This window comes from Bacillus benzoevorans (genome assembly GCF_014207535.1).
In the GTDB taxonomy this organism is placed as follows: domain Bacteria; phylum Bacillota; class Bacilli; order Bacillales; family Cytobacillaceae; genus Bacillus_BD; species Bacillus_BD benzoevorans.
Window position 1 is genome coordinate 147,880 of record NZ_JACHGK010000006.1, and the last position, 24,908, is coordinate 172,787.

At 43.9% G+C, this 24,908-nt stretch carries 21 protein-coding genes; 20 read left to right on the forward strand and 1 reads right to left on the reverse strand.

Translation table 11 applies throughout. The features are described from left to right. The first annotated feature begins 28 nt into the window (after nucleotides 1-28). From HNR53_RS10520 to HNR53_RS10600, 17 genes are all read left to right on the forward strand, one after another. Complete coding sequence (locus HNR53_RS10520) at nucleotides 29-880, forward strand: 3-hydroxybutyryl-CoA dehydrogenase (protein WP_184525663.1); 852 nt, start codon at nucleotides 29-31, stop codon at nucleotides 878-880. Nucleotides 881-1,099: 219 nt separating this feature from the next. Beyond that, nucleotides 1,100-2,230, forward strand: a complete 1,131-nt coding sequence (locus HNR53_RS10525) for an acyl-CoA dehydrogenase (RefSeq protein WP_184525665.1) — start codon at nucleotides 1,100-1,102, stop codon at nucleotides 2,228-2,230. Between the two features lie 35 nt (nucleotides 2,231-2,265). Continuing rightward, nucleotides 2,266-3,405 carry an acyl-CoA dehydrogenase gene (locus HNR53_RS10530; protein ID WP_184525667.1) on the forward strand — a complete coding sequence of 380 codons (1,140 nt, stop codon included), beginning with the start codon at nucleotides 2,266-2,268 and terminating at the stop codon, nucleotides 3,403-3,405. A 160-nt stretch (nucleotides 3,406-3,565) separates the two neighbouring features. Then, complete coding sequence (locus tag HNR53_RS10535) at nucleotides 3,566-4,219, forward strand: TetR/AcrR family transcriptional regulator (protein WP_246439523.1); 654 nt, start codon at nucleotides 3,566-3,568, stop codon at nucleotides 4,217-4,219. A gap of 547 nt (nucleotides 4,220-4,766) precedes the next feature. After that, a complete protein-coding gene (gene rpoE / locus HNR53_RS10540) occupies nucleotides 4,767-5,417 on the forward strand; it encodes a DNA-directed RNA polymerase subunit delta (RefSeq protein WP_377802114.1) in 651 nt (216 codons plus the stop codon). A gap of 265 nt (nucleotides 5,418-5,682) precedes the next feature. Beyond that, nucleotides 5,683-7,290, forward strand: a complete 1,608-nt coding sequence (gene pyrG / locus HNR53_RS10545) for a CTP synthase (RefSeq protein WP_184525673.1) — start codon at nucleotides 5,683-5,685, stop codon at nucleotides 7,288-7,290. A 405-nt stretch (nucleotides 7,291-7,695) separates the two neighbouring features. Further along, nucleotides 7,696-8,058 carry a response regulator gene (locus tag HNR53_RS10550; protein WP_184525676.1) on the forward strand — a complete coding sequence of 121 codons (363 nt, stop codon included), beginning with the start codon at nucleotides 7,696-7,698 and terminating at the stop codon, nucleotides 8,056-8,058. A 283-nt stretch (nucleotides 8,059-8,341) separates the two neighbouring features. Continuing rightward, nucleotides 8,342-9,199 (forward strand): class II fructose-bisphosphate aldolase, encoded by an 858-nt coding sequence (locus HNR53_RS10555; RefSeq protein ID WP_184525678.1) that lies wholly within the window; start codon nucleotides 8,342-8,344, stop codon nucleotides 9,197-9,199. A gap of 173 nt (nucleotides 9,200-9,372) precedes the next feature. Continuing rightward, a complete protein-coding gene (gene fsa, locus HNR53_RS10560) occupies nucleotides 9,373-10,017 on the forward strand; it encodes a fructose-6-phosphate aldolase (protein ID WP_184525680.1) in 645 nt (214 codons plus the stop codon). Nucleotides 10,018-10,558: 541 nt separating this feature from the next. After that, nucleotides 10,559-11,851, forward strand: a complete 1,293-nt coding sequence (locus HNR53_RS10565) for a UDP-N-acetylglucosamine 1-carboxyvinyltransferase (RefSeq protein ID WP_184525682.1) — start codon at nucleotides 10,559-10,561, stop codon at nucleotides 11,849-11,851. A 69-nt stretch (nucleotides 11,852-11,920) separates the two neighbouring features. Further along, complete coding sequence (gene glpX, locus HNR53_RS10570; RefSeq protein ID WP_184525684.1) at nucleotides 11,921-12,889, forward strand: class II fructose-bisphosphatase; 969 nt, start codon at nucleotides 11,921-11,923, stop codon at nucleotides 12,887-12,889. A 433-nt stretch (nucleotides 12,890-13,322) separates the two neighbouring features. After that, complete coding sequence (rho, locus tag HNR53_RS10575; protein ID WP_221452286.1) at nucleotides 13,323-14,588, forward strand: transcription termination factor Rho; 1,266 nt, start codon at nucleotides 13,323-13,325, stop codon at nucleotides 14,586-14,588. 186 nt (nucleotides 14,589-14,774) lie between these two features. Then, entirely contained in the window at nucleotides 14,775-14,975 is a 201-nt protein-coding gene (gene rpmE / locus HNR53_RS10580) for a 50S ribosomal protein L31 (protein WP_184525686.1), read from the forward strand. A 249-nt stretch (nucleotides 14,976-15,224) separates the two neighbouring features. Next, nucleotides 15,225-16,295 (forward strand): peptide chain release factor 1, encoded by a 1,071-nt coding sequence (gene prfA / locus HNR53_RS10585; RefSeq protein ID WP_184525688.1) that lies wholly within the window; start codon nucleotides 15,225-15,227, stop codon nucleotides 16,293-16,295. A gap of 4 nt (nucleotides 16,296-16,299) precedes the next feature. Then, nucleotides 16,300-17,166, forward strand: coding sequence for a peptide chain release factor N(5)-glutamine methyltransferase (gene prmC / locus HNR53_RS10590; RefSeq protein ID WP_184525690.1), 867 nt, complete (start codon nucleotides 16,300-16,302; stop codon nucleotides 17,164-17,166). Between the two features lie 217 nt (nucleotides 17,167-17,383). Then, nucleotides 17,384-18,322, forward strand: a complete 939-nt coding sequence (gene spoIIR, locus HNR53_RS10595) for a stage II sporulation protein R (RefSeq protein ID WP_184525692.1) — start codon at nucleotides 17,384-17,386, stop codon at nucleotides 18,320-18,322. Between the two features lie 291 nt (nucleotides 18,323-18,613). Next, the gene (locus tag HNR53_RS10600) at nucleotides 18,614-19,657 is read left to right on the forward strand and encodes an L-threonylcarbamoyladenylate synthase (protein WP_184525694.1); all 1,044 of its coding nucleotides are present in this window, start codon (nucleotides 18,614-18,616) and stop codon (nucleotides 19,655-19,657) included. Nucleotides 19,658-19,926: 269 nt separating this feature from the next. Here HNR53_RS10600 and HNR53_RS10605 read toward each other — a convergent pair whose 3' ends face one another. Continuing rightward, nucleotides 19,927-21,408, reverse strand: a complete 1,482-nt coding sequence (locus HNR53_RS10605; RefSeq protein WP_184525696.1) for an amidohydrolase family protein — start codon at nucleotides 21,406-21,408, stop codon at nucleotides 19,927-19,929. A gap of 722 nt (nucleotides 21,409-22,130) precedes the next feature. Here HNR53_RS10605 and HNR53_RS10610 point away from each other — a divergent pair. The 3 genes from HNR53_RS10610 to HNR53_RS10620 are packed head-to-tail and all read left to right on the forward strand — an operon-like array spanning nucleotide 22,131 to nucleotide 24,857. Then, the gene (locus HNR53_RS10610) at nucleotides 22,131-22,940 is read left to right on the forward strand and encodes an ABC transporter ATP-binding protein (RefSeq protein ID WP_184525698.1); all 810 of its coding nucleotides are present in this window, start codon (nucleotides 22,131-22,133) and stop codon (nucleotides 22,938-22,940) included. A gap of 21 nt (nucleotides 22,941-22,961) precedes the next feature. Next, nucleotides 22,962-23,786, forward strand: coding sequence for an ABC transporter permease (locus HNR53_RS10615; protein WP_184525700.1), 825 nt, complete (start codon nucleotides 22,962-22,964; stop codon nucleotides 23,784-23,786). A gap of 48 nt (nucleotides 23,787-23,834) precedes the next feature. Continuing rightward, on the forward strand, nucleotides 23,835-24,857 hold the full coding sequence (locus tag HNR53_RS10620) for an ABC transporter substrate-binding protein (protein WP_184525834.1): 1,023 nt from the start codon (nucleotides 23,835-23,837) through the stop codon (nucleotides 24,855-24,857). The last annotated feature ends 51 nt before the right edge of the window (nucleotides 24,858-24,908 follow it).

The window sequence follows — 24,908 nt, forward strand, 5'->3', positions numbered from 1 at the left end:
GTCTATATAGATAAATGGAGGAGAAGAAATGGAAATAAAGAAAATTATGGTGATCGGAGCGGGTCAAATGGGATCCGGGATTGCCCAAGTTTGTGCACAGGCAGGGTTTAACGTGACTTTAAATGATATAAAGGAGGAATTTGCCCAGCGGGGTATGGCCGGAATCAGCAAGAATCTGGAACGCCAGGCTGCGAAGGGGAAAATCACGGCAGAAGACATGGAGGGCGTGATTTCCCGCATCACCCTGTCCACCAGCCTTGCAGATGCGGCTGCGGCCGACCTCGTGATCGAGGCTGCTGTAGAAAATATGGAAATCAAAACAGGGATTTTCAAACAACTGGATGAAATCGCACCGCCGCATACGATTCTTGCCAGCAATACTTCATCCCTGCCGATTACGGAGATTGGGGCGGTGACAAAGCGTCCGGAGAAGGTCATTGGCATGCATTTTATGAACCCCGTTCCGGTGATGAAGCTGGTGGAAATTATCCGCGGACTGGCAACTGCAGATGAAGTGTACCAATCCGTTGAGGCAGTGGCTTTAGCTTTGCATAAAGTGCCGGTAGAGGTGAATGATGCCCCTGGTTTTGTTGCAAACCGTATTCTTCTGCCGATGATCAATGAAGCGATCTTTGCCCTTCAAGAAGGGATTGCCACGAAAGAGGGAATTGATGAAGTGATGAAGCTGGGCATGAATCATCCAATGGGGCCGCTGACGCTGGCTGATTTCATCGGACTCGACACATGCCTATCGATCATGGAAATTCTTCATGAAGGACTTGGTGAGGACAAATACCGTCCGTGCCCGCTGCTGCGTAAATATGTAAAAGCAGGCTGGCTCGGGAGGAAAACCGGGCGCGGGTTTTACGAGTATAGCTAATTAGACGGGAAAGTCCGGTGCAAGGTATCGGCCGCTTTTCGATATATCGTCAACTTTAGCCAAGATATCGTCAACTTTAGCCAAGATATCGTCAACTTTCAGCGGAATATCGATTTTTCCAAAATTCGACAAGACCAAGCTGAATGAAATCAAAACCCAGCCTGCAAAAGTCCATGCAACATCGAAAGTATAGACACCTGTGAAAAAGGAGGGGGCATCATGAACCTGCAATTTTCCAAAGAACAGGAAATGATGCGAAAAATGGTGCGGGATTTCGCCCGCGATGTGGCAGCACCATTTGTGCCAAACATGGAAAAAGGGGAATTCCCCCGGGAGATTTTGAAGAAGATGGGAAGTCTTGGTCTCATGGGCATTCCGATTCCAGAAACATACGGCGGTGCAGGAATGGATTTGACTTCCTATCTGATTGCCATTGAAGAGCTGTCAAAAGTCAGTGCCGCCCTCGGCGTGATCCTATCCGTACACACGTCCGTCGGCACGTTTCCGATTCTCCGTTTCGGAAGTGAGGCACAGAAAAATAAATACATCCCAAAGCTGGCCGCAGGCGAATACTTAGGCGCCTTTTGCCTGACTGAGCCGCAGGCAGGTTCGGATGCCGCCAATATTAAAACAAAGGCTGTGAAAAAAGGAGACACCTACATCCTAAACGGCTCAAAGGTCTTTATCACAAACGGCGGCGAGGCAGATGTTTATCTCGTCTTTGCCGTGACAGATGCGAAGCTTGGCACAAAAGGCATAACGGCATTTATTGTTGAAAAAAATACACCCGGTCTCATTTTCGGCAAGGATGAACATAAAATGGGGCTTCGCGGCTCACGGACGTTACAGCTCAGCTTCGAAGATATGCTGATTCCGGCAGAAAACAGGCTCGGCCATGAAGGTGAAGGCTTCGGCATCGCGTTATCAAACCTCGAAACCGGACGGATCGGCATTGCCGCCCAAGCACTTGGAATTGCCGAGGCGGCCTTCGATGCCGCGGTGCAATATGCAAAGGAGCGAAAACAATTTGCTATACCGATTGCCGCACACCAGGCAATATCCTTCAAATTGGCTGATATGGCAACAAGCATTGAAGCTGCGAAACTATTAATCTATCGTGCTGCCGATTTAAAAGAAAGAGGTCTTGCTGCCCGTAAGGAGGCCTCCATCGCCAAGCTGTTCGCCTCCAAAACGGCCGTTGAGGTCACAACCGAAGCAATCCAAGTGTTTGGCGGTTACGGCTATACAGAGGATTACCCTGTCGAGCGCTACTTCCGTGATGCCAAAATCACCGAAATATACGAGGGAACCAGCGAAATCCAGCGCATTGTCATCAGCAAACAACTTTAAAAAACCACAATAATGATCGAAAGAAGGAAAAAGCAATGAACTTTAAATTATCAGAAGAACATGAGATGATTAGAAAAATGGTCCGCGATTTTGCTGAAAATGAAGTAGCACCGACTGCAGCAGAGCGGGATGAAGCAGAGCGCTTTGACCGGGAGATTTTTACGAAAATGGCAGAGCTGGGCTTAATGGGGATTCCGTGGCCGGAAGAATACGGCGGCATCGGCAGCGACTTCCTCGCTTACTGCATTACAGTAGAAGAATTAGCGCGTGTCTGCGCCTCAACGGCTGTTACGCTTTCGGCGCATACGTCACTCGCAGGCTGGCCGGTGTATAAATTCGGTACAGAAGAGCAAAAGCAAAAGTATCTGAAACCAATGGCACTTGGCGAGAAGCTTGGGGCCTATGGCTTAACTGAGCCCGGCAGCGGTTCTGATGCGGGCGGTATGAAAACAACAGCACGCCTTGAAGGGGACCACTACGTACTGAACGGCGCGAAAATCTTTATTACAAATGGCGGCGAGGCGGATATCTATATCGTTTTTGCCGTGACGGATCCGGACATGAAGGGCAAAGGGACGACGGCATTTATCGTCGAAAAAGACTTCCCTGGCTTCTCTGTAGGGAAAAAAGAAAAGAAAATGGGCATTCGTTCCTCACCGACAACAGAAATTATTTTTGACAACTGCCACGTTCCTGCTGAAAATGTATTAGGGGAAGTTGGCCAGGGTTTTAAAATTGCCATGATGACATTGGATGGCGGGCGCAATGGAATTGCCGCACAGGCTGTCGGTATTGCCCAAGGTGCTTTAGATGCTGCGGTTGATTACGCTAAGGAACGCGTCCAATTCGGCAAGCCGATTGCCGCGCAGCAGGGAATTGGTTTCAAGCTGGCGGATATGGCAACAAGTGTTGAAGCGGCCAGACTATTAACGTACCAGGCTGCATGGCTGGAATCTGAAGGACTTCCATATGGAAAGGAATCCGCCATGTCCAAGCTGTTTGCCGGTGACGCAGCGATGAAGGTGACTACTGAAGCGGTGCAAATCTTCGGCGGCTACGGTTATACAAAGGAATATCCGGTTGAACGCTTCATGCGCGATGCCAAAATTACACAAATTTATGAAGGAACACAGGAAATTCAGCGTCTCGTTATTTCCCGGATGCTAACAAAATAACACCCGGCAAGGATGCCGCGGATTTAAGTGCCTGGGTCAAAGTCTAAGGGAGACTGAAATGTCAGGATGGAGTATGAAGGAGACAGGTCAGCAGCATCACCCTTTATGAAAGACACACAGGCACTCTTTCATTTTTTAACAGATGTGGGGGTTTAGTGGGTTGGTAAAAACAAGGAGAAAACGCGAGGTGCAGGCTTCCGTAAAAGATGAACGCTTAATTCAAAAAAGACGTGACCAAATCATAAATGGTGCAGTAGCCCTCATTAAAGAAAAGGGCTACCACCGTATGACAACAAGGGAGATTGCCCGGGCATCGGGCTTCAGCATCGGGACGCTGTATGAATATATCCGGACAAAGGAAGACGTTCTCTATCTCGTCTGTGACCGGATTTATGATCAGGTAAGCGACCGGCTGCAAATCATTATCGATACAGAGCTTGGTTCAATTGAAGGGGTTAGGCATGCGATTGCGCATTTTTTCCGGGTGATGGACGAGATGCAGGATGAAGTCTTAATCATGTATCAGGAATTGAAATCACTGACAAAGGATGCACTTGCCTATGTCCTTGAAAAAGAATTACTCTTAGTTGAATTGTTCCGGAAAATGCTTGAACGCTGTGTGGAAAATAAAGAGCTGAAATTAAACGAGGCACAAATTAAAATGGCGGCACACAATATTTACGTCCAGGGACAGATGTGGGGTTTCCGCCGCTGGGTATTGGGAAAAATGTATACGCTTGAGGAATACATTGAGTTGCAGACATCCTTTTTCCTCGAAGGGCTGCAAGTGGAAAAAAGCAATCAGTTGAATTGATCCTTTTAAAAAGAAATGATGAGTGGTTTGTAGTATAATCATTCATATGAGAACGGGATTTTCCGGTAATGAAGAGTACAAGATCAATGGGTCGGCTTCTTACAAGCTGATCTTTAGCATTTAGCCAGGGGTCAGACCCTTGGCAATATGTTTTCAGGAAGTGAGAAGCTTGAGGCAAATCCTTATCAAATTAATAGGCTGGGCAGGGGCTGTGACTATTGCCCATTATTTATATGTACGAAATCTCGGGGCTATCCCCTTCCTTCTTTTCTCCATCTATTTTTTCCTCAGGGCAAAAAAATTCCTTTCACGCCCAAATGCTCCCAAAAGCCTTCGCAGGATAAGAAAAGTACGCTAATGAGAAAAATATGCCTGAATCGGCAGCAAGGTCTAGCATAAACACCAGTAATTTGTTTATAATGAAGAATATGTATTCTGAGACATATAAGCATTTTTTGGTACTTTACGCGGTGGAGATGGAATATTCTTACATAAATTCACCAACCTTCCACTACTTCCCGTACCAGGAGTGTATGATAGAAAGGAAGTGCGGATTTTGAGTTTAACTCAATTCTCAAAAGAAGAAATACAGGAAATGTCCTTAATCGAAGTTGCTTATGAACTTTTAGTAGAAAAAAAGCAGGCTATTTCTTTTAAACAATTAATGGATGAATTGGCGCAAACACTAGAATTGTCAGAGGAACAAGTACGAACAAGAATTGCCCAATTTTATACGGACTTAAATATAGATGGACGTTTCTTATGCGTTGGTGAAAACCAATGGGGCTTAAGAGTCTGGTACCCAGTTGACCAGGTCATTGAAGAAATTGTAAACCCTGTAAAAGCGAAGAAGAAGAAAAAGGCAAAGAAAGTGGTCGACGAGCTGGATGGCTTTGATGAAATCGAAGAACTGGAAGAGGAAGCATTCGATGATTTCGACGATGATGATGAAGATTTATTAGATGACGATGACGATGAACTAGATGACGATGATCTGCTAGATGATGATCTGGAAGAAGCAGATGAGGATGATGATGATTTAATCGATGATGATCTAGTTGATGAAGATTTGGACGAGGAAATCGATGATGATCTAGTCGAGGACCTCGACGATGATGAATTTGAAATGGATGAAGAAGAACAGGATCTTGATGACGAAGAAGAGGACTTTGATGATTTAGAGGATGACAAGGATTAACGATAATCATCTTGACTTTTTCATATTGTACTTGTAGAATACTTTTTGGGCTCTTTAAGAGATTCGAGTAATAATCATAAAAGCAGCGCTCCCTTACTTGATTGAAAGTAAGAGGGGCGTTTTTGTTTTTTTGCAGGAAGAAATTTGTCGAAACACCAGGCACGCTCAATACTTGGGCGCTCCCGTAAAGATTCAATAAATCACATAAACTGTCTTTAAATAGGCTCAAATATGTACAAACTGTAATGGAGGGGGATTTTTGAAAATGACAAAGTATATTTTTGTAACAGGCGGAGTTGTATCTTCACTTGGGAAAGGGATTACCGCAGCATCATTGGGACGGTTATTAAAAAACCGCGGCATCAGCGTAACGATTCAAAAGTTTGATCCATACATTAACGTGGATCCAGGAACGATGAGTCCATATCAGCACGGAGAAGTATTCGTAACGGATGACGGTGCAGAAACAGACTTGGACTTAGGTCACTATGAGCGGTTTATCGACATTAACTTAAATAAATACAGCAACGTGACAACTGGTAAAGTATATTCAGCTGTATTGCGCAAAGAACGCCGCGGCGATTATTTAGGCGGAACCGTACAGGTTATTCCGCATATTACAAATGAAATTAAAGATCGTCTCTTCCGTGCCGGTAAAGAAACCAATGCGGATGTCGTGATTACAGAAATTGGGGGAACCGTTGGGGATATCGAGTCATTACCGTTTTTAGAGGCAATCCGCCAGGTGAAAAGTGATGTCGGTTCCCGCAATGTGATGTACATTCACTGTACGCTTGTTCCTTACATTAAAGCAGCAGGTGAAATGAAAACAAAACCGACACAGCACAGTGTGAAGGAGCTTCGCAGTCTTGGAATTCAGCCTAATATCATCGTACCTCGTACAGAAATGCCGCTGACACAGGATCAAAAGGACAAAATTGCCCTTTTCTGTGACATTGATAAAGAAGCCGTCATTGAATGTCAGGATGCGGACCATTTACTTGCGATTCCGTTAGCGCTGCAGGCGCAAAAAATGGACCAAATTGTCTGTGAACACCTGCAATTAGACTGCAAGGAAGCAGACATGACAGAATGGACAAATCTTCTTGAAAAGGTACGTAACTTGAGCAAGAAAACCAAGATTGGTCTTGTTGGGAAATATGTAGAATTACAAGACGCTTATCTTTCCGTTGTCGAAGCATTAAAACATGCCGGCTATGCCTTTGATTCTGATATTGAAATCAAATGGATTAATTCCGAAAACGTTACGGCTGAAAATGTGAATGAGCTGTTAGCTGAAGTGGACGGTGTTCTTGTACCAGGCGGCTTCGGTGACCGCGGGATTGAAGGGAAAATTGAAGCGATCCGCTATGTACGTGAACAAAAGAAACCGTTCCTTGGCATCTGTTTGGGAATGCAGTTGGCTTCGATTGAATTTGCCCGTAATGTTCTTGGATTAAAAGATGCACATTCATCTGAAATTAAACCAGAAACAGAACACGCCATCATTGACTTGCTGCCGGAACAAAAGGATATCGAGGATATGGGCGGTACCCTTCGTTTAGGTCTGTATCCATGTAAGCTGAAGGAAGATACGCTGGCCTATGAAGCCTACCAGGATGAAGTGGTATATGAACGCCACCGTCATCGTTATGAATTCAATAACCAATACCGCCCAACGATGGAAGAGGCAGGGTTTGTCTTCTCAGGAACCAGCCCTGACGGCCGTCTTGTTGAAGTGGTTGAATTAAAGGATCACCCTTGGTTTGTTGCATCGCAATTCCACCCGGAATTTGTCTCCAGACCGAACCGTCCGCAGCCGCTATTCCGTGAATTTATTCATGCATCTTTAAAGTGCAGCGGGAAAATGTAATTTTATCATTTGAAAACCAATTGGCCGGCCTGAATGGGAACAATCCCAGCTCAGGGCGGCTTATTTTTGCCCATTGCCTCCGTTTTAGCTCGATCAACGCCCTATGAGGGGACTGAATTTTCTAATTCGAGGAAACTTTTTGCTATTTAATATTGGTTATGGTAGTGATTTTTGTTGGAAAATAGACTATTATGTAGGCGGGAATGGTTTTTTATAGGGAAAAATGATCGTTGTAAAGCGACTTCCAATAGTTTACAATAGTATCTTTTTCAGTAAAAAAGAAGGAAATAGGAGTGGGGAAGTAGAAATTACAAATAATTATACTTGTGTATACAAATATTTGTTTTCCCTATTAGACGTCGAGCGGGATTGGTGCGCTTATTACAGAAGGAAAGAGGTGGCTCTATGAAAGAAAAGATTCTAATAGTAGATGATCAACTGGGAATCAGGATTCTGTTGAATGAAGTTTTACAAAAGGAAGGCTATGATACATACCAGGCTGCAAACGGTTTCCAAGCACTGGAAATGGTGCAAGAAGGTCTGCCTGATCTCGTCTTGCTGGATATGAAAATTCCGGGCATGGATGGAATCGAAATCTTGAAAAGGCTGAAGGTCATTGATCAAAATATTAAAGTCATTATTATGACCGCTTACGGGGAGCTCGATATGATTCAAGAAGCGAAAGATCTTGGTGCGTTGACCCACTTTGCTAAACCGTTTGATATTGATGACATCCGCCAGGCGGTAAAAAAATACGTATCTGAATAATTGCAGTCTTTACTTTTCGCTTAAATTAGGGATCACATTTATCATATTTTACTATTATTACGGAACATGTCATGGGTGTACGCGGTCTTTCTCGTGTACACCTAAAGCATGATCAAGACAAAATTTTTGGGTTAACAATCTCTGAATGTAAAAAATACATCAGTATGGATAGCATTTCCTATACTAGTTTGGTATGATTACAAATGGAAAAAATAGATCATCTTAATCAGACATTACGAAATCATTTGATTGTTGTGATTCATCATTTAGAGGGGGGACCGTTATGCCTTTAGTTTCAATGTCAGACATGCTGAAAAAAGCAAAAGCTGAAGGATATGCCGTTGGGCAGTTTAATATAAATAATCTGGAGTTTACGCAAGCTATCCTTCAGGCATCACAGGAAGAAAATTCTCCTGTTATTTTAGGCGTTTCTGAGGGAGCAGGCCGTTATATCGGCGGATTTAAAACCGTGGTCAAATTAGTAGAAGGCTTGCTTGAGGATTATAAAATTACCGTTCCAGTTGCGATTCATTTAGACCATGGATCCAGCTTTGATAAATGTAAGGAAGCAATTGATGCAGGCTTTACATCTGTGATGATTGATGGCTCACATCACCCATTTGCAGAAAATGTAGAATTAACAGCCAGTGTTGTTGAATATGCTCATGCCAAGGGAGTTTCAGTAGAAGCTGAGCTTGGTACAGTCGGCGGACAGGAAGATGATGTCATTGGGGAAGGTATCATTTATGCTGACGCTAAAGAATGTGAAGAATTAGTAAAGAGAACAGGGATTGACTGCCTGGCACCGGCATTAGGTTCTGTCCATGGACCTTACAAAGGTGAGCCTAAACTGGGATACAAGGAAATGGAGGAAATCGGAAATCTTACTGGTGTACCGCTTGTACTCCATGGCGGAACAGGAATTCCAACAAAGGATATCCAAAAAGCCATTTCTTTAGGTACGGCAAAAATTAATGTAAATACAGAAAACCAAATTGCTTCGGCCAAAACCGTTCGTGAAGTGTTAGCGGCTAATCCTGAAATGTACGATCCGCGTAAATATTTGGGACCTGCACGTGAAACAATCAAACAAACGGTGATCGGAAAAATACGTGAATTTGGTTCAAACGGCAAAGCCTGATTTGAAAAACCGCTCTTAAAGAAGAGCGGTTTCACTGCATATACATAACGGCAGCCTAGACCGGATATCTGAACTGACGAAAATGCAGTGCGGAAGAAATAAATGAAAGATTCGCCTTTTGGGCATGATTTATATCGTGAACGATTATTTTTTTAATTGAGAGGGGTATAGGGATGAAGTTTTTTATCGATACTGCAAATATGGACGAAATTAAAGAAGCCTATGAGCTTGGGATTATTGCAGGTGTAACGACGAACCCATCGCTGGTGGCAAAAGAAAAAAATATTTCCTTTCATGACCGCCTTCGTGAGATTACGACTCTTGTTCCGGGATCTGTAAGTGCCGAGGTTATCGCTCTCGATGCTGAAGGCATGATTCGTGAAGGAAAGGAATTAGCTGCGATTGCACCGAATATTACAGTGAAAATTCCCATGACACCGGATGGAATGAAGGCCGTTTCGGCACTGTCAAAGGAAGGAATTAAAACAAATGTAACGTTGATTTTCAGTGCGAACCAGGCATTGCTTGCTGCAAGAGCGGGAGCCACCTATGTTTCTCCATTCCTTGGCAGATTAGATGATATCGGCCATGACGGCTTAGAATTAATTTCAACCATCGCAGATATTTTTGCGATTCATGACATTGAAACGGAAATCATTGCTGCTTCGATTAGACATCCGCAGCATGTGACAGCAGCGGCATTAAAAGGGGCACATATCGCAACGATTCCATACAAAGTCATTCAGCAATTGTTTAAACACCCATTAACAGACAAAGGCATCGAAGCCTTCTTATCAGACTGGAAGAAGCTTTCCTAATAGAAAAGCGGAAGTACACTAGCCGCTAGGCGCTGGAGCTGGACACTGTCAAAGTTCAGAAACCTTATACTTTCTTATATGTTTGGCCGGGCGGTTCTGGTGCAGTTTCCCCGGACCGCCGGCTCAATCCACCATTCTCTTCCTATTAAAAATCCAACTTTTTTATGAATTATGCAGGTAAAGCAGGGTTAAATATTTCCAGTGAGTACATGCGGCTTCTGTTTTTGTGTAAAATAGAGGAGGAATGTGTGGGGATGGCAGTAAACGGCAGTTTAGTGTTTTTTTGTTTTGGCCTCTGTCTTTCTAATGGACTTTGGTGTATGCGGCTATTTTCTCGGCAGCACTGCTTTAATGGACGTGTGCACCAAAGTCTTTTCCAAACAAGGACGATAGGTTTTAACAAAGAATTCTATTGAATAGAGTTTGAAAAAAGGACAACCATTATTCAGCTGTTTTTAAAGAAATCATTTGACTTTGCCCGCACAAAGGAGAAGGCTGAAGGATATGTATTCATGTAAAAAGGCTTGGAAGGGAGTTTACAATGGAAAAATTAATGATTGCAGGCGGTTATCCATTAAAGGGTACAGTTCGAATAAGCGGAGCCAAAAATAGTGCAGTGGCCTTGATTCCCGCGACAATTCTAGCCGAGTCTCCTGTCACAATCGAAGGACTGCCCGATATTTCTGATGTCCAGATATTAAAAGGACTGCTGGAGGAAGTAGGAGGGAAGGTTCACTTCGATCAAAACGATATGACCGTTGATCCCTCTTCCATGATTTCCATGCCGCTGCCAAATGGCAAAGTCAAAATGCTGCGTGCTTCCTATTATTTAATGGGTGCGATGCTGGGCCGTTTTAAAAAAGCAGTGATCGGCCTTCCGGGGGGCTGCCATCTTGGACCGAGACCGATTGATCAGCATATTAAAGGGTTCGAAGCACTGGGAGCAAGTGTAACGAATGAGCAGGGTGCGATTTATCTTCGTGCCGATGAATTGCGTGGCGCAAGGATTTATTTAGATGTTGTCAGCGTCGGAGCCACGATTAATATTATGCTGGCAGCCGTCCGGGCAAAAGGGCGGACGATTATTGAAAATGCCGCCAAAGAGCCGGAGATTATTGATGTCGCTACATTATTATCCAATATGGGGGCAAAAATCAAAGGTGCCGGAACAGATGTTATCCGGATTGATGGCGTGGAAAATCTGCATGGCTGCCGCCATACGATAATTCCGGATCGCATTGAGGCCGGTACGTATATTATTCTTGGAGCCGCTGCCGGGCAGGGCGTGTTAATTGATAATGTCATTCCGCAGCATTTAGAATCTTTAATCGCCAAGCTTCGTGAAATGGGTGTCAATATTGAGATCAATGATGATCAAGTATTTGTCGGTTCACAAGAAGGACGAAAATTAAAAGCAGTTGATATTAAGACCTTGGTCTATCCGGGTTTCCCAACTGATCTGCAGCAGCCGTTCACCTCTTTGTTAACCAAATCTGAGGGAACGAGCATCGTCACAGATACGATCTACGGGGCCCGTTTTAAACATATTGACGAGCTGCGCAGAATGAGTGCTGATATTAAAGTAGAGGGCCGCTCTGCAGTAATTCACGGTCCGGTACAGCTGCAGGGGGCAAAAGTAAAGGCAAGCGATTTACGTGCCGGAGCAGCCCTTGTTATTGCCGGTCTGATGGCTGAAGGGGTCACAGAAGTAACGGGTCTCGAGCACATTGAGAGAGGCTACAGCCATATCGTGGAAAAACTAAATGGACTAGGTGCAACCATCTGGCGTGAGTCCTTAACCACCGAGGAAATGGACCAAATGAAAAATGCCTAATGGAAAAATGTTTGATTAGGCAGTAGAATAGTAAAGCATATTTGAATGGATATTTTGGAGGTACGAACAATGGAACGAAGTTTATCAATGGAATTAGTACGTGTGACAGAGGGTGCGGCGTTATCATCAGCCCGCTGGATGGGACGCGGCAAAAAGGACGAAGCGGATGATGCCGCAACAACTGCGATGCGTGAAGTATTTAATACTGTGCCAATGCGCGGCACGGTAGTCATCGGTGAGGGTGAAATGGACGAAGCACCGATGCTTTATATCGGTGAAGAGCTTGGTACAGGCGATGGACCGCTTGTCGATGTAGCTGTTGATCCGGTTGAAGGCACCGAAACATTGGCAGCAGGCGGCTGGAATGCACTGGCTGTATTGGCGATTGCCGACAAAGGAAATCTCCTTCATGCACCAGATATGTATATGGACAAAATCGCTGTTGGACCGGAAGCGGTTGGTGTGATTGATATCAATGCGCCAGTCATTGACAACTTAAAAGCAGTAGCAAAAGCAAAGAATAAAGATATTGAAGATGTCGTTGTAACGATCCTGAACCGCGAACGCCATCAGGAAATTATTCATCAAATCCGTGAAGCAGGTGCCCGGATTAAATTAATTGATAACGGTGATGTAGCCGGAGCAATCAATACGGCATTCGGCCATACCGGGGTTGACCTGTTATTAGGTTCCGGCGGCGCACCTGAAGGCGTGCTGGCAGCAGTAGCATTAAAATGCCTTGGCGGTGAAATCCAAGGTAAATTGCTTCCGCAAAATGACGCTGAGCTTGAACGCTGTCAGAAAATGGGCTTGGATGTCAATAAAGTTTTATTGATGGAAGATTTAGTGAAAGGCGACGATGCGATTTTTGCTGCAACAGGCATTACAGATGGCGAGCTGCTCCGCGGAGTCAATTACCAAGGTAAAATCGCAACAACTCATTCTGTTGTTATGAGAGCATTATCCGGAACTGTACGTTTCATCGAAGGAACACATACATTAAGCAAGAAGCCTCATTGGGTAACAAATAAAATCTAAACAGCCTTGAGTTACATGGGCGGGGGCGGCTGGTCTTTTTTCATAAAGACAAAACCGCTCTCGGCCTTCAATGGCTATACTTTCACTTCAGACTAGAGAGAGAAATCTGCAGGACTGGTGTGCGGCTGCAGAACAATCCAAAAAATACTCCCTTCTGCAAAAAAACATATTGCTTCATTTTTACTTTTGAGTGTAAAATTGTAAATGATTTTGTCTCTTCTCTTACTTAAGACTCACATTAAGAAACATTTCTTCAACTTTTTACAGACTAGTTCATCCTAAGAAACCGTTCAGGGGATAACTGGTTTAATGCCGCTGGTATTTAGTAAAAAGCCTCTTAATCAATAAATTCTTCCCTTTTACCTCTTACCTAACAAACTCAAGGTTCTGCTCGTGGAGGGAATAATCGAAAAATCAAAAGAGTGGTGTAATCATGGGATTAAATATTTCAAGCTTAGAAAATATGAAATTAAAGGAGCTTTATGAATTAGCACGTGAATATAAAGTTTCCTATTACAGTAAATTAACGAAAAAAGAATTAATTTTCGCCATCTTAAAGGCGCGTGCAGAGCAGGAAGGGTATTTCTTCATGGAAGGCGTACTCGAAATTATCCAATCAGAAGGGTTCGGCTTCCTAAGACCGATTAATTATTCCCCAAGCTCAGAGGATATTTATATTTCAGCATCACAAATCCGCCGTTTTGATTTGCGCAACGGTGACAAAGTGTCAGGGAAAGTACGTCCTCCAAAAGAAAATGAACGTTATTTCGGTCTCCTTCAAGTTGAAGCGGTGAATGGCGATGATCCGGAAACAGCGAAGGAACGGGTTCACTTCCCAGGCTTAACGCCGTTGTACCCAAACCGTCAAATGAAGCTGGAAACAACTCCAAAAAGTATTTCCACAAGAATTATGGATGTCGTCGCACCCGTCGGTTTTGGTCAGCGGGGACTTATCGTGGCACCGCCAAAAGCGGGTAAAACGATGCTGATTAAGGAGATTGCCAACAGCGTGACGACGAATCATCCGGAGGCCGAGCTGATCGTTCTGTTGATTGATGAACGTCCGGAAGAGGTAACGGATATTGAGCGTTCCGTTCATGGTGATGTGGTCAGTTCGACGTTCGATGAGGTGCCGGAAAACCATATTAAAGTGGCCGAGCTTGTATTGGAGAGAGCGATGCGTCTTGTCGAGCATAAACGCGATGTTGTCATTTTAATGGATAGTATCACTCGTCTGGCACGGGCATACAACCTGGTTATTCCGCCAAGCGGACGTACGTTATCAGGGGGGATTGACCCTGCGGCCTTCCACCGTCCGAAGCGTTTCTTCGGGGCGGCCCGTAATATTGAAGAGGGCGGCAGCTTAACGATTCTTGCAACGGCGCTGGTTGATACAGGCTCGCGGATGGATGATGTCATTTACGAAGAATTTAAAGGGACAGGCAACATGGAGCTGCATCTGGACCGTGCTCTTGCCGAAAGAAGGATTTTCCCTGCCATCGATATCCGCCGTTCCGGAACGCGGAAGGAAGAGCTTCTTATCCCGAAGGAGCAGCTGGATTTATTATGGGCGATCCGCAAATCAATGTCCGATGCGCCTGACTTTGCGGAGAAATTCCTGCGTAAGCTGAAGCAGACAAAATCAAATGAAGAATTCTTTGCGAATTTGCGTGATGAAGTGAAGGCAAAGCGGTCATAAAATAGGGCGGGCGAAAGCCAATCGTCTCCAAAAGAATGAATCACAGGGATCATTTCCATGTTGCAATTGTAAATAGTCCTTGCTATAATAACAACAGTGTGTTTCGAGTAAGAATATGCGTAATTTATTTTACGTGTACTATATAACTCTGTTTCGAAAGATTCAGGGCGGAAGGAGTTGACAGGAATGAAAGCAGGAATTCATCCAAATTATAAAAAAGCAGTGGTGACATGTGCTTGTGGCAATACTTTTGATACAGGATCCGTGAAAGAAAACATTCGCGTTGAAACTTGTTCAGAATGCCACCCATTCTACACAGGACGTCAAAAATTCGCTGAAGCAGGCGGACGTGTTGATCGTTTCAACAAAAAATACGGTCTTAAATAAGCTGAACTTAAGCGATCAAACAGGCAAGTTTCCTTCTTGCCTGTTTTTTAATGTTAAAATGAGGGGAAATTTTCTTTGAAGTTTATATAAACCCGCCAATTAATTCTCTGCTTCAACCCTTTGAAAGGGTTTTGACGCGGATTTAAGCCTATACTATAATTAGAATGTTATGGACCTGGGTAATTTTTGTAAAAGGACTTTAAAACCCACCCAGCGGCTCCTGACAGTTGGAAAAAGAGGTGAAGGACTGTGTTTGATCGTCTTCAAGCTGTTGAAGATCGCTATGAGAAATTAAATGAGCTGTTGAGCGATCCTTCTGTTGTAAATGATCCGAAGAAGCTCCGTGATTATTCGAAGGAGCAGTCAGATATACAAGAAACTGTCCAAGCGTACCGCGAATATAAAGAAGCGCGCGAACAGTTAAAAGAAGCGAAAGAAATGCTCGAGGATAAACTTGAACCGGAAATGCGCGATATGGTCAAGGAGGAAGTATCCGAACTCGATGACAGAATCGAAGCACTGGAAGCCCGTATGAAGGTGCTCTTAATTCCGAAAGACCCGAATGATGATAAAAACGTGATTATGGAAATCCGCGGTGCAGCAGGCGGTGACGAAGCAGCCCTTTTTGCCGGCGATCTGTACCGGATGTACAGTAAGTACGCTGAAGCACAGGGCTGGAAAACTGATGTCATTGAGGCAAGTACAACCGGCGTTGGCGGCTATAAAGAAATGATCTTTATGATTAACGGTCAGGGGGCATATTCGAAGCTGAAATTCGAAAATGGTGCCCACCGCGTACAGCGTGTACCGGAAACAGAGTCCGGCGGCCGAATTCATACATCAACCGCGACAGTGGCCTGTCTACCGGAAACAGAAGAAGTGGAAATTGAAATTCACGATAAAGATATTCGTGTCGATACCTTTGCTTCAAGCGGTCCGGGGGGGCAAAGTGTTAATACAACGATGTCTGCTGTCCGTTTGACCCACATTCCAACAGGCACGGTTGTATCGTGTCAGGATGAAAAATCGCAGATTAAAAATAAAGAAAAGGCGATGAAGGTTCTGCGTGCCCGTGTCTATGATAAATTCCAGCGTGAAGCACAGGCCGAGTATGATCAACAGCGGAAATCAGCGGTTGGAACAGGGGACCGTTCTGAACGGATCCGTACATACAACTTCCCGCAAAACCGCGTGACCGATCACCGCATCGGCTTAACCATTCAAAAGCTTGACCAAATCCTGCAAGGGAAGCTTGATGAAATCATTGGTGCTCTGATTATGGAAGAACAGTCAAGTAAATTGGAAAGTATCGAGGATTAAGATTATGAGTAAGATTTATGAAGCTCTCAAAAGGGCTTCTTCTTTTTTAACAGAAAACGATCGTGATGAAAATGCCGCAGAATTGCTGCTTTGTTTTTACTTAAAAAAGAGCCGCTCCCAGATGCTGGCAGACTTACGTGATGAGCTGGATTTGGTGACGGAAGCACGGTTTCGCGAAGCTGTTGCCCTTCATGCCGGAGGGAAGCCAGTGCAATACATTATCGGCTTTGAGGAGTTCTACGGGCGGAGGTTCCAGGTGAACGAACATGTGCTGATCCCAAGGCCGGAAACAGAAGAGCTTGTACTTGGTACGTTGGAGCGAATGAAGAAATTATTTGCCGACGGGGCTGAGGGTCTTGCTGTTCTTGATGTGGGTACAGGCAGCGGTGCGATTGCGGTTTCCCTGAAATTAGAGCGTCCAGATTTGCAGGTAACAGCCAGCGATATTTCACCTGAGGCACTCAAAACCGCGGCGGGCAATGCCGCAAGCCTTGGAGCGGAGGTGGAGTTTGTCTGTGGTGACTTATTGCAGCCTTTTATCGCAAACGGGCAGAAATTTGCTGTCGTGATCTCGAACCCGCCTTATATTCCGCTGGGAGATATGGAGGGAATGTCTGTCGTCGTGACAGAGCACGAACCGCATTCGGCCTTATTTGCCGGTGCAGACGGTCTAGACCTCTACCGCCGCTTTATGGAAGAGCTGCCGCTCGTGCTCGAGGCAAAAGCCCTCGTCGGCTTTGAAGTAGGTGCCGGGCAAAGCAAAGCCGTCATGGATCTGCTTAAAGACCACTTCCCAGGCGCCAAAATCGAAACTGTCTATGACATCAACGGCAAGGATCGCATGGTATTTGCCGAAATCGGCGGTGCCTGATCGTTGGTGCCTGGCACCGAAAGTGGACAGTTGTTTGTGTAGGGTGGACAATGTTTGAATGCAGTTTCCTGAAGCGGGTGAATCATCTTCCGGGGACTGCTTTTTGGCATAAAAGCATTTCGCATCGCCAAACCACTCTGCTAAACTATTTTTTTTTTGCTAGTTTAAAACTTGTCCTTCCTGTCCACAATGGGTTAGTGAAGGGACGGTGTCAAATATGAAAAGAAAATATCTTGCCATCATTTATTTATTATTATTATCGCTTGGTACTATTTTAAGCCTCTATATTCCCAAAAATGCAGTAACAGCAAATGACGCTGTCGTGATCCCTAGTGATGCTATCCGCCTGCGCATTCTCGCCAACAGTGACAGCGCCGAGGATCAGGCGTTGAAAAGATTGGTCAGAGATGAAGTGAATAAAGAAATTACAAGATGGGTCTCTGAATTAACGTCAAAAGAGGAAGCGAGAGAGGTTATAAAAAGCGGTCTTCCTGAAATTGAAAAGATTGCTGAAAAGGTTGTTGCGGAGCAGAATTCAGATCAGGATGTGAAGGTTGAGTTTGGCCAGGTTGAATTTCCGACCAAGCTTTACGGCGAATTTTTATATCCTGCCGGCAAATATGAAGCGATTCTCATTACGTTGGGTGAAGGCGTCGGCGCCAATTGGTGGTGCGTTCTATTTCCGCCGCTTTGTTTCTTAGACTTTTCAAACGGTGTTGCCGTCAGCCAGGGTTTTAATGAGGAAGAAACAGCAGAGAAGGCTGAAGCAAAGGAAAACGATAAGGCGGAGAAAAAGGACAAAGCTGTGGCATCTAAAGCATCGGAATCGGAATCAGAATCAGGCAAAGCGGAAAAGGTAAAAAAAGTAGAAGCGGCTGAAACAGAAGAACAGACTGAAACAGAAGAAACTTCGAAAAAGCGGGCAGAAAATGCTGGGACGCAGACAGTAAATCCTGTTGAAACTGAAACAGCTTCAGAGGGAAACAAGGAAGAACCGGTTGAATCAGCTGCAGAACCTGAAACAGAAGGGAAAGCAGAGGAAAAGGGACAGCCGGAGACTGTTGCAAAAAAGCGGGAACCCATTTTTGCTGCTGAAGAGGACAAAGTAGAAGTGAAATTTTTTATAAAAGAAGTATGGGATAAAATCTTTGGCTAATGAGAAGAAGACGGACGATAAACGGCGTCTTCTTTTCTATGTAAAATAGAGAATGCCGGGTGACCTATCTGTACAAGCCGCAGTGTGTGTCCTGCTATGCTGTGGATAACTCGATATTTTTTTACAATAGTCACAAATTGTTGTTAATATCCACAAAATTATCCACAAAACGGCTCTTTTTATCCACAATTTGTGGATAAAAACTTGAGTTATCCCACAAACTCTTTTATACTTTCAAAGGAAATCAGCGCTATCAATATATGAATAAAAGAAATCTTGAAGGTGAAAAATATGGATACTACTTATTGGTCAGTGGATAAAAATGTGGATAATATGGAAAATTATCCACAAATCGCACAAGCTGCTGATCTTTTAACTAAAAATGAAGTTGTTGCTTTTCCTACTGAGACAGTTTATGGTCTTGGAGGAAATGCGAAAAGTGATGATGCCATTAGGAAAATATTCGCCGCCAAAGGCAGACCGAGCGACAATCCGTTAATTATCCATATCGCCGCAAAGAGTCAGCTGCATGAATTTGTGGTGCAAGTTCCGGCAACAGCAGAGAAGCTGATGGACCATTTTTGGCCGGGACCGCTGACGATTATTTTCCCTTATCAAAAAGGCTCATTATCTGACGGTGCCACAGCAGGCTTGGATACAGTCGGTGTACGGATGCCGGCTCATCCGGTTGCCCTAGCGATTATCAAAAAGTCAGGTCTGCCGATTGCCGCACCGAGTGCCAATCAGTCAGGCAGACCGAGCCCGACGAGCGCCCTGCATGTGAAGGAAGACTTAGCAGGAAAAATTGCCGCGATTGTTGATGGCGGAACGACAGGAGTCGGGGTGGAATCAACAGTCATCGATTGCACATCAGAGGTCCCGGTCATCTTGCGTCCGGGCGGAGTGACAAAGGAACAGCTGGAAGAGGTAATAGGTGAAGTGCGCGTAGACCCCGCCCTGACGGACACGTCCGAAAAACCGAAATCTCCGGGGATGAAATACCGCCATTATGCCCCCGATGCTCCGCTCTATCTCGTAGACGGAAGCAGAGAGGAACTGCAGGAGTTTATTAATGAAGGGAAAAAAGCAGGCTTAAAGATTGGTGTCTTAACAACGAAGGAAAACGCCGCCTTTTACGATGCCGATTATATCTTCGCCTGCGGTGAACGAGCACAGCTTGAAACGGTGGCCAGCTCGATTTACGAAGCGCTGCGCAGCTTCAACAAAGCGGATGTAGACGTCATCTACAGCGAAATGTTCCCAAATGAAGGCGTCGGAAACGCGATCATGAACCGCTTAATGAAGGCAGCCGGCCAGCGCGTATTGAAAAAATAGCACTTGATGGATACCAAGTTGTACCGGATTAGAACCGGCCTTTTGTTAGAACCAGAATTACATGGAGCGGCCAATGATAATTGCCGCGGATGTCCGAGGTGACCTCTCTGTTTGCCTGCAAACATGCCGGATATTGAAGCAGATGGCCGTAAATGTCTGAAAAAAGGCAAAAACCCAAGAATGCCCACATTTGGCATCCTTGGGTTTATCACGCTTATTCAAGCGAAGACAGGCTTTATTTTCTCTTTACAGCTGTTTAGTTTATCTGATCATTGGCCGCCTTTTTCCTTTAACAGAGCATCTACTTGTTTTTCAACTACTGTTCCCTTAAAGAAGTCAGGGTTAGAGCCAGCGTACAGGCTTACCGGATTAGTGAAGACAAAATCTTTATAATCTGACGCAGATATAACACCTTTTTCCACTAATTCATAGGAATCTGCAAGTGCGTCCGCAATATTCCGTACATCCCAATGTCCTGCATCAGAAGAAAGGAAAGCGCGTAAAGGAGTTTCAAATGGCAATCCTTTACGGTCAAAAGCTGTATGAATGGTCGGATCATCGGCCTCAATTCCGAAATAGAAATTAGGTACGAATAAATCGCGTATGTCTTCAGCTTTTTCAATTCCAATGTCCGCAAATTCATCACGTAATTCAAGAGGTACAACCGTATTGTTAATCAGATAATTGGCTCCTAGATGCAGTTGATCCAATCTTCCTTTTACATGGTCGCCGCCGTACTCTTCATAAAGAGCATATAGCAGTTCTTTATCGATATTTTCCGGATTGTATTGTTCCACAGCTGCTTTATTCCGGCGCTGCCAGTGCCAAATCAAATCAGGGTAAAGGCTCGCTCCCCAGCTTACTCCTCCTTCAAGGAAAGCAAATTTCAGACTTGGGAATCGGCTTGTAACTCCTCCAAAGAATAAGGATTTGGCCAGTGCTTCAGAGGCAGCGGCAAAATGGCCAATATGATTATACATATAATTTGAAATGGAACGGCGCGTATCTAAGCCTTGTCCTGAAACATGCGTTGATAGGGATACCTTTAATTCTACAGCCTTCGCCCAGAAAGGATCATAGTCATATGGACTGTCAATTCCGTAAGTATCAATATAGAACGCTTCTTTTTCTAATTCAGGATATTTTTTAACAATCCCCGGAATAGGCCGTTTCACATGTCCGGCAATCATCGCTGCTTTCAATCCCAGCACATTGACGGCATACTCCAGCTCCTCAATTGCTTCCTCAGGGGTATGCATCGGAATAACTGCTACCGGAGAAAGTCGGTCACTGTACTCCCGATATACTTCAGCACTGTAGATATTCGCAGCTCTTACAACCGCCCGGCGGAGCTCATCATCCGGGATACTTGGGGCAAATAACGTCAAATTAGGATATACGATAGCAAAATCAATCCCAAACTCATCCAAACGTTTGTATGTGAGGGAAGGAATAGAAATCGTTGCTAAATCTAACGTATTATGTGCCGGGCGTGTCCACCAAGGTGTACGGGAAATGCGGAATTCCTTCTTCTCCTCATCAGAAATATTGAGCCATTGGGCACGTCCGGTTCCGGAAATGGCAGCTACATACTTGGCGGCTATTTCCGCGCCCCCTACCTTTTTCAAAACATCTATAAACGCCGGACCAAATTCTTCGGTATGGAAATCTGTATCCACGATTGGGTACCCTAATTTTTCTCTTAATAAAGCAGAACGGCTTTTTGTTTTTGGCAGAATAATTGAACTCATTATATAATCCCCTTCCTCGTACTAAAATAAATACTCCTAACGATTTCTGCGAATACCTTTGAAACTGAAATTCACTTATTTCCCTTTCCATTAAAGAAAGGTTTTGAACCGCTATAGTTTTTACTGCCCCTTCATTCCTCCCTCTTTTGATAAACTGAAATAAAAAAGGTTCCTTTTCCTGCGGTTTTTTTCCCGCTCAGAAATAAGGAACCTCTAGTTGACTAGTTGGCTGAAAATTGGAAATATATATTTGGTTGACTATTATCTTAAACACACTTTTAATAGTTGTCAACTAGGTTTTATAAAAATTATTGGTATTTTATGGTATGGTATGGTATTTATTCTTTATACGTAAAATGGCTCTATGTAAAATGGAGATATGAATCCAGTAAATATAAGAAATTTTAAAATTATACAAATATTATTGACAATTAGTTTTTTTATGATAAAGTAAGTCTATAAATTTAATATGAATTAGGCACAGGCTGATTAGACAACTAAAGGCCCTTATTTCAAAAATCAGACATTCGTTCGCGCGGATGTTTGTGAAATAGGGGCCTTTTTTGTTGTGAAATAGGGGTCTAAAGTTTAATACTGAAACATCCTGTTCATTGGAAGGAACATAGGCAGGGATGCTTAAGCCCCAGTAACTGCCGGGTTTTTAAACAATAAAACACACTAATCCGATTTGAATAATAAAATATAAAAAGGGGTGTAGCTAAATGACATCTGCTGAAAAAATTAGTTTCGAGCGGATCACAAAAACCTTTTCGGTCCGTGATCCAAAAAAGAAAGGGGCATTTAACGAATTTACCGCGGTAAAGGATCTAAGTTTCAAAGTGCGGGAAAGTGAGTTTATTACATTAGTAGGGCCAAGCGGATGCGGGAAATCTACACTATTGGATTTGCTGGGCGGTTTAACGACGGCTACCCGCGGACGGATATTAATTGATGGCAAAGAAATAAAGGGTCCCGGTCTGGACCGTGGGATTGTATTTCAACAATATGCGCTGTTTCCTTGGAAAACGGCGCGCGGCAATATCGAATTCGGTTTAGAGGCCAAAGGGATACCAAAGCGTGAATGGAAAGAAAAAGCTAATGAGTATTTAAATTTAGTCGGACTGCAGAATTTTGCCGATCGTTATCCTCATGAATTATCTGGCGGCATGAAGCAGCGTATTGCGATCGCCAGAAGCTTGGCATTCAATCCGGATGTCTTACTCATGGATGAGCCATTTGCAGCATTGGACGCACAAACACGTGAAACGCTGCAAAGTGAATTGCTTCGCATTTGGGAAAAAACAAAGAAAACAATTATCTTCATTACACACAGTATCGATGAAGCTATCTACCTGGGAGAGCGTGTGGTTGTATTGACGGCGGGACCGGGAACGGTGAAACAAATTGTGAATGTACCATTAAAATCACGTTTAGAAGACGCAGATCTTCGCTCAAATCCTGAATATGTAAAAATACGCCGTGAAGTTTGGAGTTTATTGCACGAGCCTGAATACCTAGGTGCCAATATCTAATAGGAGAGGAGGTCATTTTATATGACAACAGTTAAACCTGCAGAAATAACATTATCTACGGAAAAATCAAAGCTATTCAATCTTTCTAGATTTACACAAGTGATCAAACAATCCATTGTCATCATTGCCTTGTTTTTACTATGGGAAATTGCTCCTCGTGCCGGCTTAGTCGATGCTGCGTTTTTCCCGCCCTTTACGGACGTAGTGCGTGCATGGTGGGATATGGCAGTATCTGGAGAACTGTTTGCCCATTTTAAAGCAAGTATTATTCGTTCCATCAGTGGATTTGTGCTGGCGCTTGTGATTGCTATTCCACTAGGTTTATTAATCGGCTGGTATCCATTAGCAAGAGACCTGTTGAATCCGGTTTTAGAGTTATTCCGTAATACGGCCGCGTTAGCATTACTGCCCGTATTTATCTTATTGCTGGGAATTGGTGAAACATCGAAAATCTCTATTGTATTGTTTGCTTGCACATGGCCGATCTTGTTAAATACCATTGCTGCTGTCGGAAGCGTGGATCCATTACTGATTAAATCGGCACGTTCCATGAATATCTCTTCATTCAAACTATTTTACAAAGTTATTTTACCTGCCTCAGTGCCGACTATTTTTACGGGGATTCGTATGGCAGGAACTGGAGCGATTCTTGTATTAATTGCTGCGGAAATGGTTGGGGCCAAAGAAGGTCTCGGATATTTAATCACGTATGCCCAATATAATTTCTTGATTCCACAAATGTACGCAGGTATTCTCACCATTTCATTATTAGGGCTGCTCATTAATCAAGGATTAACCTCAACCGAGCGGAAGCTATCAAAATGGAAGCAGCAAGTAAATGGATAGGAGTCTATCAAAAAATACAGTCATGAAGACAATAAGGAGATATACATGATGAAAAAAGTCAGATTTGCCCATTTTCTAATCGTAACAGCATTGGCAGGAAGCATCTTAGCCGGCTGCGCAAATGATAAAGCATCTAACGCAATAGAAAAAAGTGCAGAAGACAAAGTACTGCAATACCAAAGCACGGTGGGCAGTGTCATTTACCCGGAATTAGCGGCCGACTTAGGTTATTTAGAGGATCTGAAACTGGAAAAGGTTAGTAATATGGCTGGCGGTCCAGAAAGTATCCAGCTGACAGCCACAGGCGAAACAGATTTTGGTTCGGCCTTTAATGGAGCCATTATAAAATCGTATGCGAAAAATATAAAAATAAAATCCGTTGTTGGTTCTTACGGCAGTGATAAAAATACGTATCACGGTGCATTTGTCCTTGAAGGCAGTCCGATTAAGTCTGCTAAAGATTTTATCGGCAAAAAGGTAGGTGTAAACATTTTAGGTGCGCATGCAGAATTTGTTTTAAAAGATTATTTACGCCAAAACGGCTTGACGGAAAAAGAAATTGAACAAGTAACCTTAGTGACACTTCCACTGTCTAATTTGGAACAAGGGCTGCGGATGAAACAAGTAGATGTAGTTATAGTAGGCGGTCTATCAAAGGAACTGGCGATTGAAAGGGGAGGAATTACAGAAATCTTCACGGATATTGATATATTCGGGGGAGAATTTACTGCTGGCGAGTTCTTCTTTACTGAGAAATATATAAAAGAGAACCCGAACACGGTAAAGACCTTTGTGGAAGGAACAGCAAAAGCTATTGAGTGGGCACGTACAACACCAAGAGAAGAAGTTATTGCCCGATATGAAAAAATCGTCTCTGCCCGTCAAGGAAACGAGCCGACAGCTAATCTTAAATTCTTTAAAAGCCCGGGTATCGCAGAAGAAGGCGGACAAATAAAAGACAAGGAATTTCAAATCTGGATTGATTGGTTAGTAAAAAGCGGTGAATTAAAAGAGGGTCAAATAGAAGCGGAAGACCTTTACACAAATGAATTTAACCCATTTTCGAAATAAAGTCACTGTGACGACATGAAATTTGACCAGCAATTTTTCTTGGAAAATTTC